The organism is Vibrio maerlii, assembly GCF_003415655.1.
Lineage (GTDB): Bacteria > Pseudomonadota > Gammaproteobacteria > Enterobacterales > Vibrionaceae > Vibrio > Vibrio maerlii.
On sequence record NZ_QRHC01000013.1, the window covers coordinates 75,426 to 91,487 of the forward strand.

Below are 16,062 nucleotides of genomic sequence, written 5' to 3' on the forward strand. Positions count from 1 at the left end.
CGCACGCTTTGAGCGCTAAAAGTCGATTCGCTTCAGACTTTTAGCGCTCACTTATTGTCCTTACTGCAGAATCCACCGATAATCTTTTTAACCCTATGTTAAAGAGTGTTTAACGTCATGGATTCGACCTACACCATAATCATCGCTGATGATCACCCACTGTTTCGCAATGCACTGTTTCAGTCTGTTCACATGGCGATAAGTGGTGCCAATTTGCTTGAGGCAGACTCGCTTGATGCCCTACTCGATCTACTAAAGAAAGATGATGAGCCCGACCTACTGCTTCTAGACCTGAAAATGCCAGGGGCAAATGGGATGTCAGGCCTTATTCACCTACGTGCCGAATACCCCGACCTGCCTATCGTCGTAATCTCGGCAAGTGAAGAGCCGAGTGTCGTGACACAAGTGAAAAGCCACGGCGCATTTGGCTTTATTCCCAAGTCGAGCGACATGCGAGCATTAGTAAGCGCCTTAAATCAGGTGCTCGATGGCGAACCCTTCTTCCCAGAAGAACTCATCACCAACAATGCCGCCTGTACTGACCTTGCTGAAAAAATCGCGACCCTCACTCCGCAACAATATAAGGTGCTAGGAATGCTCTCCGACGGGTTGCTCAACAAGCAAATCGCTTATGAGCTCAACGTCTCTGAAGCGACGATCAAAGCTCACATGACCGCGATTTTCCGCAAGCTTGAGGTCAATAATCGAACTCAAGCTGTCATCTTACTGCAAGAGATCCACAATTAGTGGCTCTCTTGAGCTTCAGTCGATTCCGGTAGGCATAGTCCAAGCTTCATCACTTCATGGTCTTCTATCTCGGCGACGACCCAGTTAATATCGTGCCAGACAAAGTTATCTCCAAGTACAGGGTGTAAACCAATCTCTTGGGTCACCAACTCTCTCAGCGACATTTTCCCCTCTTCTTCGGTACCGAGCTCAATACCATACCAATCACTGACGTTCACGACTAATTGACTGGCATCGAGGAAGAAATCCCCAAAGAAGCGTGCAGCCTCTTCCGACTCAGGAGCCTCACTGAAAAGCACACTTAAGCTATCAAGATCCTTATCTTGACCAAGCACACAAAGAATATCATTCGCTTCTAAGACTGTACTGCCTGATGGGTGTAATAACTGGTCTTGTCGGAACATTGCCGTGATGCGCGTACCTTCTGGCATCGACAACTTCTTGAGGGGCTCACCCACACACCATTTTTCAGGTTTTAGCTTATAAACAAACATCTCCCATTCGCTTGCTGGGAAAATCTCTACCCCTGTTCGTGATATTGGAGTCGGTTTGGGAGGGAGTGTGACCTGCGCAACCCCAGCGACCTTCATCAAGGTCCCCCCCTGCACGATAAGAGATACCATCACCACGAAGAAGGCTATATTGAAATAGAGCTGTGCACTTGGCAACCCTGCCATCATAGGGAATACAGCAAGAATAATAGGAACCGCCCCGCGTAGACCAACCCATGAAACAAACCAACGTTCTTTAGTTGTAAAGCTTCTGAATGGCAGTAGACCCAGCCACACCGACAATGGGCGAGCAAAAATGATCATACCGAAAGCGAGGGCCAGAGCAGGCAATGCAATGTCCATTAAGGTCGATGGGGTAACGAGCAAACCAAGCACTAAGAACATCACTATCTGGCTCAGCCAAGTCATGCCATCCAGCACATTCAAGATGGCATGGCGACCTCGTGTAGGACGATTACCGATAAACAGACCGATCAAGTACACCGACAAAATACCACTGCCACCCAGCATATTAGAAAAGGCAAACAGCGCTACACCACCACTTAACACTAAGATTGAGTACAAACCATCAGCTAACTGCAGGCGGTTAACAATACTCCACAATAACCAACCACCAGCAAACCCGACGACAGTGCCGATACCGAACTGCATAGCGAAGCTCTTAAACAAGAAACTCGCCCCTAATTCAGTATCTGGGCTTCCAAGTAAAGAAATTAACGTCACCGTTAGGAACACAGCCATAGGGTCATTGGTTCCAGATTCAATCTCTAGAGTCGAACCAACACGCTCATTCAGGCTCTGACCTTTGAGCAGAGAAAATACGGCAGCGGCATCTGTAGAGCCGACGATCGCTCCGACTAAGATGCCTTGCATGAGTGTCAGTTCAAACAACCAAGCCGCCATTAACCCCGTGAGAGTAGCGGTTAATGCTACACCTATAGTGGCCAATGAAAGTGAAGGCCAAAACGCAACTTTAAAGCTCGCAACTTTTGTGCGCATTCCACCATCGAGGAGGATAACGGCGAGCGCAAGGTTACTCACCAAATAGGTAAGAGAGTAATCATCGAAGGCAATACGACCAGGGCCATCTTCTCCAGCAAGCATCCCAACGAAGAGAAAGATCAATAATATCGGTACGCCTATCCGGGATGAAAACTGAGAAAGCAGTACACTCAGTACGATAAGTACTGCGCCAGTAAGAAATAAATGATTAATGGTGACTGCGTCCAACTCTCCCTCCAATATATCGTTGCCGTGCTCGTTCACTATACCAAATAATTATCTACCATCATGGCCTTAGCACAGCCGTTCCGTTCTTTTATGGCAGATTAGTTGTTACTTCTTATGACACTCCCTATTTAATAGTCGCCCAATGTTAGACCTTTGGCTAAGTTAACAAGTAATTAACATCACAAAAATCACTCCCCTTCGAAAGAAAACCCTATTTTCTATGCGTTTTGCCCATTTGTTACCGCGACTAAAGTTGAACAGAGTTCTTGATATTAGGCTGCTATCTTTCAAACCGTAACATTACATTAACACAAACATCATTGGTTAAATGATATGGACACGGAAGGAGAAGGCCATGGCGTTCGAATCGACAGAACATGCTCAAGCCTACTGGAAAGAAAACTTGGGAATCATGGGAACACTATTAGCAGTGTGGTTTGCCGTCTCATATGGAGCAGGCATCCTATTTGTAGACGCTCTCAACAGCATTCAATTTGGTGGCTTTAAGCTAGGGTTCTGGTTTGCTCAACAAGGCTCAATTTACACCTTTGTCGCGCTGATCTTTGTTTATGTTGCGCGTATGAACTCGCTCGACAAGAAATACAACGTACACGAAGACTAGGGGTTAAAAATGGATATTCAAACTTGGACGTTTATTCTGGTCGGTATCACTTTCGCACTCTATATCGGTATCGCAGTATGGGCTCGTGCGGGGTCTACAAGTGAGTTCTACGTTGCGGGCGGTGGTGTTCACCCTGTAGCGAACGGCATGGCAACAGCGGCGGACTGGATGTCTGCGGCCTCTTTCATTTCAATGGCAGGTATTATCTCGTTCGTCGGTTATGACGGCGCGGTATATCTCATGGGTTGGACCGGCGGTTACGTACTTCTTGCACTTTGCTTAGCCCCTTATCTACGTAAATTCGGTCAATTCACTGTGCCAGATTTCATCGGTGAACGTTACTATTCTAAAACGGCGCGTATGGTAGCGGTGTTCTGTGCCATCTTTATCTCGTTCACTTATGTGGCAGGTCAGATGCGTGGTGTAGGCGTTGTATTCTCTCGCTTCCTAGAAGTTGATATCAACGTCGGTATTATTATCGGTATGGGTATCGTATTCTTCTACGCGGTACTAGGTGGTATGAAAGGCATCACCTATACACAGGTAGCACAGTTCTGTGTACTTATTTTCGCATTCCTTGTTCCTGCAATCTTCACATCAATCATGATGACGGGTAACCCACTACCACAAGTGGGCATGGGTTCAACCATATCTGGCACTGATGTTTACCTGTTAGATAAGCTTGATGGACTGACCGAAGAGCTCGGGTTTACCGCCTATACGGAAGGTAATAAGAGCATGGTAGATGTGTTCTTTATCTGTGCTGCTCTAATGGTAGGTACTGCTGGTCTTCCTCACGTAATCATCCGTTTCTTCACCGTACCTAAGGTACGTGATGCGCGTATCTCTGCTGGTTGGGCACTACTGTTCATCTCTATGCTTTACACAACAGCACCAGGTGTTGCAGCGTTTGCTCGTGTAAACATGATTGAGACGATTAACGGTCCAGACATGCAAGGTGTGGCAGCGGCAGAAGCACCAAGTTGGTATAAAAACTGGGAAAGCACAGGTCTAGTTGGCTGGGAAGATAAGAACGGCGACGGCAAAATGTTCTACTCGGGTGATGAGCGTAACGAGATGAAGATTAACCGCGACATCATCGTACTGGCTTCTCCTGAGCTAGCGAAACTTCCAAACTGGGTAGTCGCACTATTGGCAGCGGGTGGTCTGGCTGCAGCACTATCTACAGCAGCAGGTCTACTACTGGTTATCTCAACCTCTATCTCTCATGACTTGTTGAAGAAAGGCTTCAAGCCAAACATGACCGATAAACAGGAGCTAACCGCTGCGCGAATCGCCTCTATTATCGCAATTGTCGGCGCGGGTTATCTTGGTATTAACCCTCCAGGCTTTGTAGCACAGGTAGTCGCCTTTGCATTCGGTTTAGCAGCAGCGTCCTTCTTCCCTGCAATCATCCTAGGTATCTTCTACAAGAAGATGAACAAAGAAGGTGCTATCGCAGGTATGTTGGCGGGCATCCTGTTCACAGCAACTTACATCATCTACTTCAAGTTCGTTAACCCAGCAGCAAACACACCTGACAACTGGTGGTTTGGTATCAGCCCTGAGGGTATCGGTACGCTAGGTATGTGTCTGAACTTCATCGTATCAATCGCAGTAAACAAGGTAACTGCAGAGGTACCGAAGAATGTACAAGACATGGTTGAGTCAATCCGTTATCCAAAAGGTGCGGGTGCAGCTCACGACCATTAATCGGACATAAAGAATTAATCTGTAATTCACTTCTCGTTAAACAGGGAAGATGTTCAAAAGCCGAGCATGGGGATGCTCGGCTTTTTGTTTGCGCCAATTGTTCGGCATATCAGTTGTTCAATGCATCATTCATTTTCTGGTTAGAACCTAGAGTTCAATGAGCGCCAGAATGCTTTAACTTAGACGATTCAATACCGCTCTCAACTTCAGCGGCTTAACAGGTTTCGCAATAAAACCAAAGCCATTCGACTTGATACCTTCCATCATATCTGGCGTGCGATCAGCACTGATAATCACTCCTTCAAACTGGCTACCAAGTCTTAAGCGACATTGCTGAAGCACCTCTAAGCCCGTCCTGTCGTTATCTAACCGGTAATCTGAGAATATGACGTCAGGTGTCCAACCACTCTCAAGGTGCTGCAAACTCGTCACTAAGTCAGTTGCGGTTCTGACATCGCACTGCCAACGTTCTAGCAGGTTTTGCATCCCGACCAAAATATCGGTTTCGTTGTCGACGCATAGCACCTTCAGATGACTTAGCTCAGAGTGCTTGATTATCGGTTCAGTGCTGTTAACCAGCGATGGTCGAATATCGGCTTGAGCTTGCCTTTCAATAGTAATCGAGAATACGCTGCCTTTGTCCAACCAAGAGCGTAGCCCTATCTGGCCGTCGATCACCTGTGATAACCCCTTAGAGATCGCAAGCCCTAATCCCAAGCCTTGATCCGCTCTCGCTTGATCAACACGGGTAAACTCCTGAAAGATCAATTGTTGCTGATCCTCAGAGATCCCCATTCCGTTATCCCATACCTCGATCCGCACGGTTTCATTAACCCTGCGAGCACCGAGCACCACACGCCCTCTAGGGCTATAGCGAAACGCATTGGTGAGAAAGTTTTGTAATACTCGACGCAACAACTTAGCATCCGAGCGTACACACAAGCTAGAATCGAGTGCTTTGAAATGAATGTTCTGCTCTTCCGCAAGTACGCCAAATTCTGCTGATAGGTTGTCGAACACCTCTTTGATCGGAAAGCTCTGCATATTGGCTTTGAGCTTGCCAGACTCTAAGCGCGAAATATCCAACAAGTCACCAATCAGATCTTCTGCGGCCCCAAGTGCGCTCTCAATATGCCCTGAAAGCTTTTTAGTTTCTCCATCGTTGGCTACTTCAGACAGGGACGAAGCAAATAGACGCGCCGCATTCAAGGGTTGCATCAAGTCATGGCTGACAGCGGCTAAGAAACGGGTTTTAGATTGTGATTCTTGCTCAGAGCGCTGCGTTGCTGTCACGAGGCGTTTGTTGAGGTTTTCCAGCTCTTGAGTTCGCTCATGCACTCGCTCTTCCAATCTTTCATTGGCGTCTTGCAGGGCTTTTTCTGCCTCGCGGAATACCGTGATATCGGTAAAGCTCATCACGAACCCGCCACTTGGCATCGGGTTACCCTGAACCTCAATGACTCGACCATCGGGCCTGACACGAGAAGAGGTATGACGAGTGCCTTGTTCAAGGTGGTATATTCGCTTTTTGACATGAACCTCTGGGTCGCCAGGGCCACATAAGCCTTGTTGAGCGTTATGACGAATCACATCAGCAATGGGACGTCCCACTTGAATAAGCCCCGGCGGGAAAATAAACAACTCAAGATAGCGCTGATTCCATGCTACCAGCCTTAGCTGTTTATCTACGACCGCAATCCCTTGACCAATGTGTTCAATCGCACCTTGCAGCAAACCCCGACTAAAGTCATACAGCTCAGAGGCTTCATCGACAATGGTTGCCACCTCTTCAAGTTGCATGTTCTTACCTTGCAAAGCAGAAGTAAGCACTAACTTAGCAGAAGAGACACCAAAAACGCCGGCTAGCAGCCTTTCAGTGTGACGAATCAAGCCAGCAGGCGCTTGTTGATTGGGTAGCAGGGTTTCAGATTGCTGCTGCCAGAAATGATTGAACGCGTTCTTGGCTCGAGTTCGTCCAACAAACCTCGAAGCAAGCATCTCCAGTTCCGCAACAGTGACTCGACTCTGATAGAGACTGATATTCTCATTCTCAGGAAGCGGCATGCCGACAAAAGCCGCTGACTGTAAGCGCTCACTTAGGCTGGAACGTGTCACTAATGAAATAAATACATAGCACAAGGTGTTAAGGCCAATGCTTAACAGCATACCCCATTCTGAACTCTTCACTCCCCAACCCTGAATTACCTCGGGGGGGGTAATGAGACGAATCAAAACGTTACTTTGCGCATCGCCTGCCAATAGATGGGTTTGGCTCATCAAGGTGATTAGCCAAATGACAAATCCCATTAATAACCCTACGTACACCCCTTTTCGATTTCCTGAGCGCCAATACAAGCCACCAATAAGAGCTGGTGCAAACTGCGCAATAGCAGCAAAGGAAAGAAAGCCAATAACAGACAGTGACTCGATAGAATCCAATGCCTGATAGAAACCCCAAGCGCCGAATAGCAATAACAGTATCAAACCGCGGCGGACATTGAGCAACAATCCAGAGAACTGTTGATGCCCTTTATCAGCAAAGCGCATGCGACGTAGAAGTAAAGGGAGTACAAGGTCATTCGACACCATGATCGCTAAGGCAATCGTCGATACGATCACCATGCCACTTGCTGCTGATGTGCCACCAAGAAAGGCCAATAGTGCAATATCATTTGCCCCTACTGACATCGGTAAGCTAATGACAAAGGTATCTGGGGAGGTATTGGTCAGTAGGCTCTGCCCGGCCCAAGCGATTGGCAACACAAACAACCCCATCAGCACAAGATACAAAGGAAAGACCCAACGCGCGGTATGGAGGTCTTGCGCTCTTTCATTCTCCACAATCATGGTATGGAACTGGCGAGGTAAGCAGATTATCGCAATCATGGTCAATAAAGTATGAATCACTAGGGTGGCGATATTTGGTGATTGATAGGTTGCGATAGCGGTATCAATGAGATTGATGTCCTCTCGACGAATCGCCAACCAAACGATAAAGCTACCAACTAGAATAAACGCCACTAGCTTAACAATGGATTCAAAGGCCACCGCCATCATCATGCCTCGGTGATGCTCGGTATTATCGATATGGCGAGTACCAAACAACATAGTAAATACCGCTAGTGCTGCGACGACAAACCAGGAAACATGACGATCGAGATAACCAAACTGTGAAGCAAGATTGGGAGCAACGATATCTAACCCCATGGTGATACCACGAAGTTGTAAGGCAATATAAGGCAAGATACCTACCACTGCGATTAACGTAACGGTAACCGCAAGTCCTTGTGATTTCCCATAGCGTGCCGCGATAAAGTCGGCAATCGAGGTAATGTGTTCACGCTTCGCTATCAGCATCAAGCGAGCCAATACTCGCCAACCAAGGGTAAAAACAATAATCGGGGCAATATAGATGGGTAGAAAAGACCAAGGGTTACTGCTGGCTTGCCCCACCGTGCCGTAGAAGGTCCACGAAGTGCAGTATACCGCAATAGAAAGGCTATAGATCCATGGTCTCCATCGAGAAAGCCAACGGGTTTGGCGATCCCCATACCAAGCGATTAAAAACAAGATCCCTAGATAAGCTAGAGAAACAGGTACAACAATCCATCCTTGCATTGCGTTTCCTTTCAGCTTTCAGATGCACGAAAAAAGCCTCTCCGTAGGGAGAGGCTTTCATTTAACGTCTTAATCGTTGAATTAACAAACAATTCACATTAATTCTGTGGCTTAGGCTCCGCTTTTACTTCAACCTCAACGACTTTGGGTTTCTGCGGTTCAACTTTGATCAATAGTGCAACAATACCCATGATCGCCATCGCCCAGAAGACATTAGCCCCCCACGCTTCATACCCCCAACCACTCAGTGGAGTCATAACTGCAATAACAGCACCAAGAGGGATCGCGTTATACAGCGCCTGTAGTGCCACCATGCGGCTTTGCTCTGCTTGTTGAATGTATTGGATCGCAGCTAAGTGTGCCAATGCGAATGTAATACCATGCAAAGCTTGAATCAGAACCAGTGCCCAGATATCGGTCGTCATCGCAGTTAAACCCCAACGCACTACCACACCAACCGAAGCAATGGCAAACAAGGTTCTCAGTGACCAACCACCAAACAATCGCTTACTGAAAGCAAAGATGCATACCTCTGCCACCACACCTAAGCTCCACAAATAACCTATGGTACTCTCAGCATGACCAGCCCCTTTCCACATGATCGAACTAAAGCTGTAGTAAGCTGCGTGGCTTCCCTGAATCAAAGCCACTAGGGCTAAAAAGCGGATAACAGGCCACTCTTTGAGTAGTGCAGTTAGTTTAGGGCGAATCTGTTCTTTCTCACCATCCGAAACAGGCATAGGGTTAATATTACGGACACTGAATATCAATGAGAGCAGCACGCCAAACAGAGCCGTATAAACAATCATGCTCAAACCGAAGCCAGTCACCAAATAACCCACAACGGTAGAACCTGCGATGAAAGCCACCGAGCCCCACAGGCGCGTTCGCCCATAATCAAGCATATTCAGTTTGGCATAATGGTTCGCCATCGCATCAGAAAGCGGAACAATGGGTCCACAGCAAGCGTTGAATAGGATGGTTGCAAGAGCGAGTAGCCAGAAGTTAGGACCTGTAAGCAGATGAATCGCAATGAAAATCAAAGCTGCGACACTCAATACGCGCAATGCCGGAATAAGCTGTTCGACGCGATGTAGTCGTGGCGTGATCACTAGGTTTGCAACACAGCGAGTCGCAAAACCAATCCCCATCAACAACCCGATATCACTGGCGCTGATGCCCTGCCCCTCGAACCAAAGCGCCCAAAATGGCAAATAGACACCATAAGCGAAAAAGAACCCGATAAAGTACTGCGAAATCCAGGCGTACGGGGTGGGAGTGAACATAGTGAGCCCTAACTAAATTGAACGAAGAACTGAATTGGTGCTTATTATGCACCGCACATTAAGGGGGAAAAAGGGAATGTTGTGGATATTTTTGTTTCCGCTTAATCGTTTGGTATCAGCAATTCGCAACGAAATAGCTTCCAATAACAACTGGAATTTTAGCTAAGCAATAACGCTGCGGCTTCAAATATGAAAGACATATACTCAAAATAATTGGACTTGCGGCGCGGCAACAAGACAATTAAATCCTATGAGCATAGATGCTCTATGTGATTAGGGTGGCTTGACGCAGTTAACAAAGCTGCGGCTTCGAGTATGAAGAGTATAGACCAAAGTCGCCTAGCGAACTCTCACCACTTATTCGAAGATGAACAAGAGATCCAAGGAGAAGGAACACTCCATGCCGAGCAACTTCAATATTCAATCCCCGCCATTTGATCGTTTATCTAAAAGCCAGCAAAAGCAGTTGGTTGAATCTCTTGATGTTGCCTACTATCGCCAAGGGGATAACATCCTGAAAGCAGAACAACCATGCAACTCTTTGTTCGTGCTTATCAAAGGTGGTGTAGAAGAACGATCGGCAGATTCCGGTGAAATCTATGCCCATTACGCTGCTGAAGATCTCTTTGATGTACGTGGACTCGTCAATGAATCAGGCTTGAGCAAGCATACTTACGTAGCATTAGAAGACACCCTCTCCTACCTACTGCCTAAGGAGGTGTTTCTATCTCTATATCAAGAAAATGGTCAATTTGCTGCGTATTTTGATAACAACCTCGCCCGCAGACAATCTCTGTTGGAGTCGGCGCACAAGCAACAGAATCTTGCTGAGTTTATCCTTACTAAGGTCGATAGTAGCATTTATCACCCGCCAATCGTCTTATCTGCATCACTTAGCTTGCAACAAGCCACTCAAGCTCTGAAAGAGCATTCTGTAGACGCAGCCTTGGTCGAGCTTTCCGCATCAGACTCTCGTATCAACGCTATGCCGCAGCCTCAATTTGGCATCATCACAAGAACTAACTTGTTGCACGCCATCATGCTCAACGGGCATGCAGCCTCTGACCCACTCGGCCCAATCACCTCTTATCCAGTGTTCCAATGTCAAGACGGAGACTTCTTATTCAACGCCATGATCACCATGACAAGAAATAAAATGAAGCGTTTGATGGTCTGTGATGGTGATACTCCGATCGGTATGCTCGACATGACGCAGATATTGAGCTCATTCTCTACCCACTCCCATGTACTAAGTCTTCAAATTGCACGTGCCGACAGCATTGAAGAGCTGGCCCTAGCATCCAATAGACAACGCAAACTCGTTGAAGGGCTACTCAATAACGGCATTAGAACCCGCTTTATCATGGAGCTTATCTCTGCGGTAAATGAACAGATCATTGATAAGGCCTTTCAGCTTGTCGTTCCACCTGCTTTGCATGACCATTGTTGCTTGGTGGTGCTGGGCTCGGAAGGTCGTGGAGAGCAAATCCTTAAAACCGATCAAGATAACGCATTAATCATTCAAGATGGACTAGAGTGGCATCAGTGTGAGTCGGTGATGGAAACTCTAACCCACACACTGCAACAGTTAGGCTACCCGTTGTGCCCAGGACAAGTGATGGTCAACAACCCAAAGTGGGTGCGAAGTCAGGCACAATGGAAGCAGACCATTGAACGTTGGGTTGATAGAGCCACTGCAGAGACTGTGATGAATTTGGCTATTTTCGCTGATGCTCATGCTGTAGCGGGCAATCAAAGCTTACTTGACCCAGTGCTGTCCCACTTATCCAATTTAATGAAAGAACAAGAGCTTAAACTGGCTGAGTTCACTAAACCGGCTCTCAGCTTTTCGGTACCGCTCACCCTATTTGGCAACGTCAAGAGTTCAAAATCTGGCTTAGATATTAAGCAAGGAGGAATATTTCCGATTGTGCATGGCATTCGTGCACTCAGTTTAGAAAACGGAATTAAATCCAAAAACACCTTCAACCGTATTGAAACCTTGGTGCAAGCTAAAGTGCTAGAACCCGATACTGCCGATAACCTCAGTGAGGCACTCAAATTATTCTTCAAGCTCCGGCTCGGTCAGCAACTGGCGAATCAGCACACCCACAATAAGCTTTATACTTCGCAACTTGATCGTGGTGAACGAGATATCTTGCGCCATAGCTTGCACGTGGTGAAAAAGTTCAAACAATGGTTGGGTTATCACTACCAAATTAAAGATTAGGGGCAGAGAATGAATGGATTACAAAGGTTGTGGTGGCGTCATAAACTCAAAAACAACCTATTTGCCCCCTTATTTACCCCTTATCAGGGTGAGGAGTATGTTTCTCTCGACTGTGAGACCACCAGCTTAGACCCCAAAAGAGCTGAAATTGTCACTATCGCTGCCACGAAAATCGTCAGCAACCGGATTCTAACTAGCGCGCCATTTGAGGTTCACTTGAGGGCACCTGTTAGCCTCGATGAGTCCTCAATAAAGATCCACCAAATACGTCACCAAGATCTTAAAAATGGCTTACCTGAAAAAGAGGCCTTAGAGCGACTACTTGCCTTCATCGGTAACCGCCCTTTAGTTGGCTATCACATTCGTTATGACAAGCAGATTCTTGATATTGCCTTCAGAAAGCATTTCGGATTTCCGCTCCCCAATAGACTCATTGAGGTAAGTCAGCTATATCATGACCGATTGGAACGTCACCTCCCTAATGCCTACTTTGACCTAAGTCTAGAGGCAATATGCCGACACCTAGAGCTCCCCTTGCAACATCGCCATGATGCTCTACAAGATACGATAGCAGCCGCATTAATCTATGTTCGCCTAACCCACGGTGATCTCCCTGCGCTCACCTCCGCCGCTTATCGTACTTCCTAATGAATGCGACTCATGTCGCGAATTATGCCTCCATCTAATACGCAAAAACACCAATGTCCGCCTAAAGTCTAATTGTAGAAAATGACAGTGTGTTCGACAGTGTTAGGCATCAAGCGAATATGCTGATATTCGCCATCCGAAGAGCAACTCAAATCAAAACATAGCTCGTCATTAAGGGAATATGCCCAATTCAAAGGAGAGAAGTAATGAGTGAAGTCCATGTGTATCCAGTAAAAGAAAACATCAAAGCTACGACTCATGCTGATAACGATACGTACCTCACGATGTACCAGCAATCTGTCTCTGATCCTGAAGGCTTTTGGGCTGAACACGGTAAGGTTGTGGACTGGATCAAGCCTTATACTCAAGTCAAAAATACCTCATTCGATACGGGTCATGTGGATATTCGCTGGTTCGAAGATGGTACATTGAACGTCTCTGCAAACTGTATTGACCGTCATCTCGCTGAGCGTGGTGACGAAGTAGCGATCATCTGGGAAGGAGATAACCCAGCCGACGACAAAACACTGACATTCAAAGAGTTACATCAAGAAGTTTGTCGCTTCTCGAACGCTCTAAAAGAGCAAGGCGTACAAAAAGGTGATGTGGTTTGTCTCTACATGCCGATGGTACCTGAAGCTGCTGTGGCCATGCTGGCTTGTACCCGCATCGGTGCGGTGCATACCGTGGTATTTGGTGGTTTCTCTCCGGAAGCCTTATCTGGCCGTATTATTGATTCCGACGCAAAAGTCGTGGTGACAGCTGATGAAGGTGTTCGTGGTGGACGTGCTGTCCCTTTGAAAAAGAACGTTGATGAAGCGCTGACGAACCCAAATGTAAAAACCATCACTAAGGTGCTTGTTCTCAAGCGCACTGGTGGTGATATCGACTGGCATGAACACCGAGACGTTTGGTGGCACGAAGCAACCGCTAATGTTAGCGACGATTGTCCACCTGAAGAGATGAAAGCAGAAGACCCTCTCTTCATCCTATATACGTCTGGCTCAACCGGTAAACCCAAAGGTGTATTGCACACCACTGGCGGTTATCTGGTTTATGCCACGATGACTTTCAAATATGTATTCGATTACCAACAAGGCGAAACCTTCTGGTGTACTGCCGATGTAGGCTGGATTACCGGTCACACATACCTAATCTATGGCCCTTTAGCAAATGGTGCAAAGACTATCCTGTTTGAAGGCGTGCCTAATTATCCTAATACCAGCCGAATGAGTGAAGTGGTTGATAAGCACCAAGTAAACATTCTATACACAGCGCCAACCGCAATTCGCGCACTAATGGCCAAAGGTAATGATGCGATTGAAGGCACCTCTCGCTCAAGTCTACGAGTTATGGGCTCTGTTGGTGAGCCTATCAACCCTGAAGCTTGGGAGTGGTACTACAAGACAATTGGTAACGAGCAATCACCGATTGTTGATACTTGGTGGCAAACGGAAACAGGCGGTATTTTGATTGCTCCACTCCCTGGTGCAACAGACCTTAAACCTGGGTCGGCAACACGTCCTTTCTTCGGTGTTCAGCCTGCGCTGGTCGATAACATGGGTAATGTCATTGAAGAAACGGCCGCTGAGGGTAACCTAGTCATTCTCGATTCATGGCCTGGTCAAATGCGCACCGTTTATGGCGATCATGAGCGCTTTGAACAAACCTATTTTTCAACCTTCAAAGGCATGTACTTTACCAGTGATGGTGCACGTCGAGATGAAGATGGTTACTACTGGATCACCGGTCGCGTGGATGACGTACTAAACGTGTCAGGTCACAGAATGGGGACGGCAGAGGTTGAATCGGCACTGGTTGCTCACAGTAAAATTGCCGAAGCGGCGATAGTGGGCATCCCACACGACATCAAAGGCCAAGCTATTTACGCTTATATCACACTCAATGATGGTGAGTACCCAACAGCAGAACTGCACAAAGAAGTAAAAGATTGGGTCCGCAAAGAGATTGGACCGATTGCGACACCGGATGTATTGCACTGGACAGACTCTTTACCTAAAACTCGTTCTGGTAAGATAATGCGTCGAATCCTACGTAAGATTGCCACTGGAGACACCAGTAACCTTGGTGATACTTCAACATTGGCCGATCCAAGTGTGGTTGAGAAGCTTATTGCGGAGAAAGCAGAACTCGTTTAGCTTTCAAGTTAGAGCCTAAGTTACGTAAAAACTCTAAAAATGCAGCCAAGTTGGCTGCATTTTCTATTTTGGGCTGCAGAAAATTTAAGAAACTGTACTTTTTGTTAACTTGGTGGCAGAAATCACACCCTTAATAATGAGATTAGACCAGTAAATTGCTGCTAATTGTGGTGAATTAGCTATAATCTTGGTCTATTTTTAGAATTTGCCACGTTTTAACTTTAAACTAACAGGCAGATTCGGGTAATAAATGTAACATCGGAACTTGTTTCACGTTAACAGAAGATAACTACATAATGTCAGCAAAATCTCGCATCCTACTTCTAAATGGCCCAAACCTAAATCTTTTAGGCTTGCGCGAACCTGCGCATTACGGCTCACAGACGCTGTCAGATATTGTTACCACACTATCTGAACAAGCCGCAGAGAACGACGTAGAACTGGTCCATCTTCAATCTAACCGTGAATATGAGCTTATCGAAGCCATTCATGACGCATTCCAAAAAGTAGACTACATCATCATTAATCCAGCAGCATTTACTCACACTAGTGTTGCGATTAGAGATGCGTTACTTGGCGTTGCGATCCCATTTATCGAAGTGCATTTATCTAACGTACACGCTCGCGAGCCATTTCGTCATCACTCTTACCTGTCTGATAAGGCACAAGGGGTGATCTGTGGGCTTGGGGCACAAGGCTACCAATTTGCTTTGACTGCAGCGATTAATGCGCTTAAGTCACAGTAAATAAAACACCACCGAACTTTATACGGCCTAAGCGGTCAACGCTTCGAGGCACATCAACTAAATTAAGAGAATCAAGCAATGGATATTCGCAAAATCAAAAAACTGATCGAACTTGTTGAAGAGTCTGGCATCGCAGAACTTGAAATTTCTGAGGGTGAAGAGTCTGTACGCATCAGTCGTAACAGCACAGCTCCTGTTGCTGCACCAGTACAATACGCAGCAGCCCCTGCAGCGGCTCCAGCTCCTGTAGCTGCTCCAGCGGCAGCACCTGCTGAAGCAGTAGAAGCACCAGCAGCTGCGCCAGCTGGTCACCAAGTACTTTCACCAATGGTTGGTACGTTCTACGCAGCACCAAGTCCAGATGCGAAGCCTTTCGTTAAAGTTGGCCAGCAAGTAACTGCGGGCGAAACTCTATGTATCGTTGAAGCGATGAAGATGATGAACCAAATCGAAGCAGATAAGTCTGGTACTGTTGTTGCAATCCTTGCTGAAGACGGTCAACCAATTGAGTTCGATCAACCACTTATCGTGATCGAATAATAGAGGTCACT

11 protein-coding genes are annotated in these 16,062 nt (G+C 46.7%); 8 read left to right on the forward strand and 3 right to left on the reverse strand.

What is annotated here, in order from left to right; genetic code table 11:
- Positions 1–117: 117 nt before the first annotated feature.
- The gene (locus tag DPF91_RS18885) at positions 118–747 is read left to right on the forward strand and encodes a response regulator transcription factor (RefSeq protein ID WP_117236003.1); all 630 of its coding nucleotides are present in this window, start codon (positions 118–120) and stop codon (positions 745–747) included.
- On the opposite strand, the gene DPF91_RS18890 is transcribed toward DPF91_RS18885, so the two are convergent.
- Positions 744–2,489 carry a potassium/proton antiporter gene (locus tag DPF91_RS18890; protein WP_117236004.1) on the reverse strand — a complete coding sequence of 582 codons (1,746 nt, stop codon included), beginning with the start codon at positions 2,487–2,489 and terminating at the stop codon, positions 744–746. The two genes, DPF91_RS18885 and DPF91_RS18890, sit on opposite strands and share 4 nt — an antisense overlap.
- A 355-nt stretch (positions 2,490–2,844) precedes the next feature.
- Between DPF91_RS18890 and DPF91_RS18895 the strand changes: the two genes are divergently transcribed.
- Both DPF91_RS18895 and DPF91_RS18900 read left to right on the forward strand, forming a co-directional pair.
- Positions 2,845–3,111 (forward strand): DUF4212 domain-containing protein, encoded by a 267-nt coding sequence (locus DPF91_RS18895; protein ID WP_117236005.1) that lies wholly within the window; start codon positions 2,845–2,847, stop codon positions 3,109–3,111.
- Between the two features lie 9 nt (positions 3,112–3,120).
- Positions 3,121–4,824, forward strand: coding sequence for a sodium:solute symporter family protein (locus tag DPF91_RS18900; RefSeq protein WP_117236006.1), 1,704 nt, complete (start codon positions 3,121–3,123; stop codon positions 4,822–4,824).
- Positions 4,825–4,998: 174 nt separating this feature from the next.
- On the opposite strand, the gene DPF91_RS18905 is transcribed toward DPF91_RS18900, so the two are convergent.
- Together DPF91_RS18905 and DPF91_RS18910 are read right to left on the reverse strand one after the other, a co-directional pair.
- The gene (locus tag DPF91_RS18905) at positions 4,999–8,442 is read right to left on the reverse strand and encodes a hybrid sensor histidine kinase/response regulator (RefSeq protein WP_117236007.1); all 3,444 of its coding nucleotides are present in this window, start codon (positions 8,440–8,442) and stop codon (positions 4,999–5,001) included.
- 98 nt (positions 8,443–8,540) lie between these two features.
- On the reverse strand, positions 8,541–9,728 hold the full coding sequence (locus DPF91_RS18910) for a 3-phenylpropionate MFS transporter (protein ID WP_117236008.1): 1,188 nt from the start codon (positions 9,726–9,728) through the stop codon (positions 8,541–8,543).
- A 400-nt stretch (positions 9,729–10,128) separates the two neighbouring features.
- On the opposite strand from DPF91_RS18910, the gene DPF91_RS18915 reads away from it, so the two are divergent.
- The 5 genes from DPF91_RS18915 to accB all read left to right on the forward strand — a co-directional run bounded on the left by DPF91_RS18915 (position 10,129) and on the right by accB (position 16,051).
- The gene (locus DPF91_RS18915) at positions 10,129–11,958 is read left to right on the forward strand and encodes a DUF294 nucleotidyltransferase-like domain-containing protein (protein WP_117236009.1); all 1,830 of its coding nucleotides are present in this window, start codon (positions 10,129–10,131) and stop codon (positions 11,956–11,958) included.
- Positions 11,959–11,967: 9 nt separating this feature from the next.
- Positions 11,968–12,606 carry a 3'-5' exonuclease gene (locus DPF91_RS18920; protein WP_117236010.1) on the forward strand — a complete coding sequence of 213 codons (639 nt, stop codon included), beginning with the start codon at positions 11,968–11,970 and terminating at the stop codon, positions 12,604–12,606.
- Positions 12,607–12,812: 206 nt separating this feature from the next.
- Positions 12,813–14,765 carry an acetate--CoA ligase gene (gene acs, locus DPF91_RS18925; RefSeq protein WP_117236011.1) on the forward strand — a complete coding sequence of 651 codons (1,953 nt, stop codon included), beginning with the start codon at positions 12,813–12,815 and terminating at the stop codon, positions 14,763–14,765.
- Between the two features lie 296 nt (positions 14,766–15,061).
- The gene (gene aroQ / locus DPF91_RS18930; RefSeq protein WP_117236012.1) at positions 15,062–15,511 is read left to right on the forward strand and encodes a type II 3-dehydroquinate dehydratase; all 450 of its coding nucleotides are present in this window, start codon (positions 15,062–15,064) and stop codon (positions 15,509–15,511) included.
- A 78-nt stretch (positions 15,512–15,589) separates the two neighbouring features.
- Positions 15,590–16,051, forward strand: coding sequence for an acetyl-CoA carboxylase biotin carboxyl carrier protein (gene accB, locus DPF91_RS18935; RefSeq protein WP_117236013.1), 462 nt, complete (start codon positions 15,590–15,592; stop codon positions 16,049–16,051).
- Positions 16,052–16,062 lie beyond the last annotated feature (11 nt).

Bases quoted from the DNA above. Each gene is read 5' to 3' on its own strand.
- DPF91_RS18885 (WP_117236003.1), top strand. From the start codon at position 118: ATGGATTCGACCTACACCATAATCATCGCTGATGATCACCCACTGTTT.
- DPF91_RS18895 (WP_117236005.1), top strand. From the start codon at position 2,845: ATGGCGTTCGAATCGACAGAACATGCTCAAGCCTACTGGAAAGAAAAC.
- DPF91_RS18900 (WP_117236006.1), top strand. From the start codon at position 3,121: ATGGATATTCAAACTTGGACGTTTATTCTGGTCGGTATCACTTTCGCA.
- DPF91_RS18905 (WP_117236007.1), bottom strand. From the start codon at position 8,442: ATGCAAGGATGGATTGTTGTACCTGTTTCTCTAGCTTATCTAGGGATC.
- DPF91_RS18910 (WP_117236008.1), bottom strand. From the start codon at position 9,728: ATGTTCACTCCCACCCCGTACGCCTGGATTTCGCAGTACTTTATCGGG.
- DPF91_RS18915 (WP_117236009.1), top strand. From the start codon at position 10,129: ATGCCGAGCAACTTCAATATTCAATCCCCGCCATTTGATCGTTTATCT.
- DPF91_RS18920 (WP_117236010.1), top strand. From the start codon at position 11,968: ATGAATGGATTACAAAGGTTGTGGTGGCGTCATAAACTCAAAAACAAC.
- acs (WP_117236011.1), top strand. From the start codon at position 12,813: ATGAGTGAAGTCCATGTGTATCCAGTAAAAGAAAACATCAAAGCTACG.
- aroQ (WP_117236012.1), top strand. From the start codon at position 15,062: ATGTCAGCAAAATCTCGCATCCTACTTCTAAATGGCCCAAACCTAAAT.
- accB (WP_117236013.1), top strand. From the start codon at position 15,590: ATGGATATTCGCAAAATCAAAAAACTGATCGAACTTGTTGAAGAGTCT.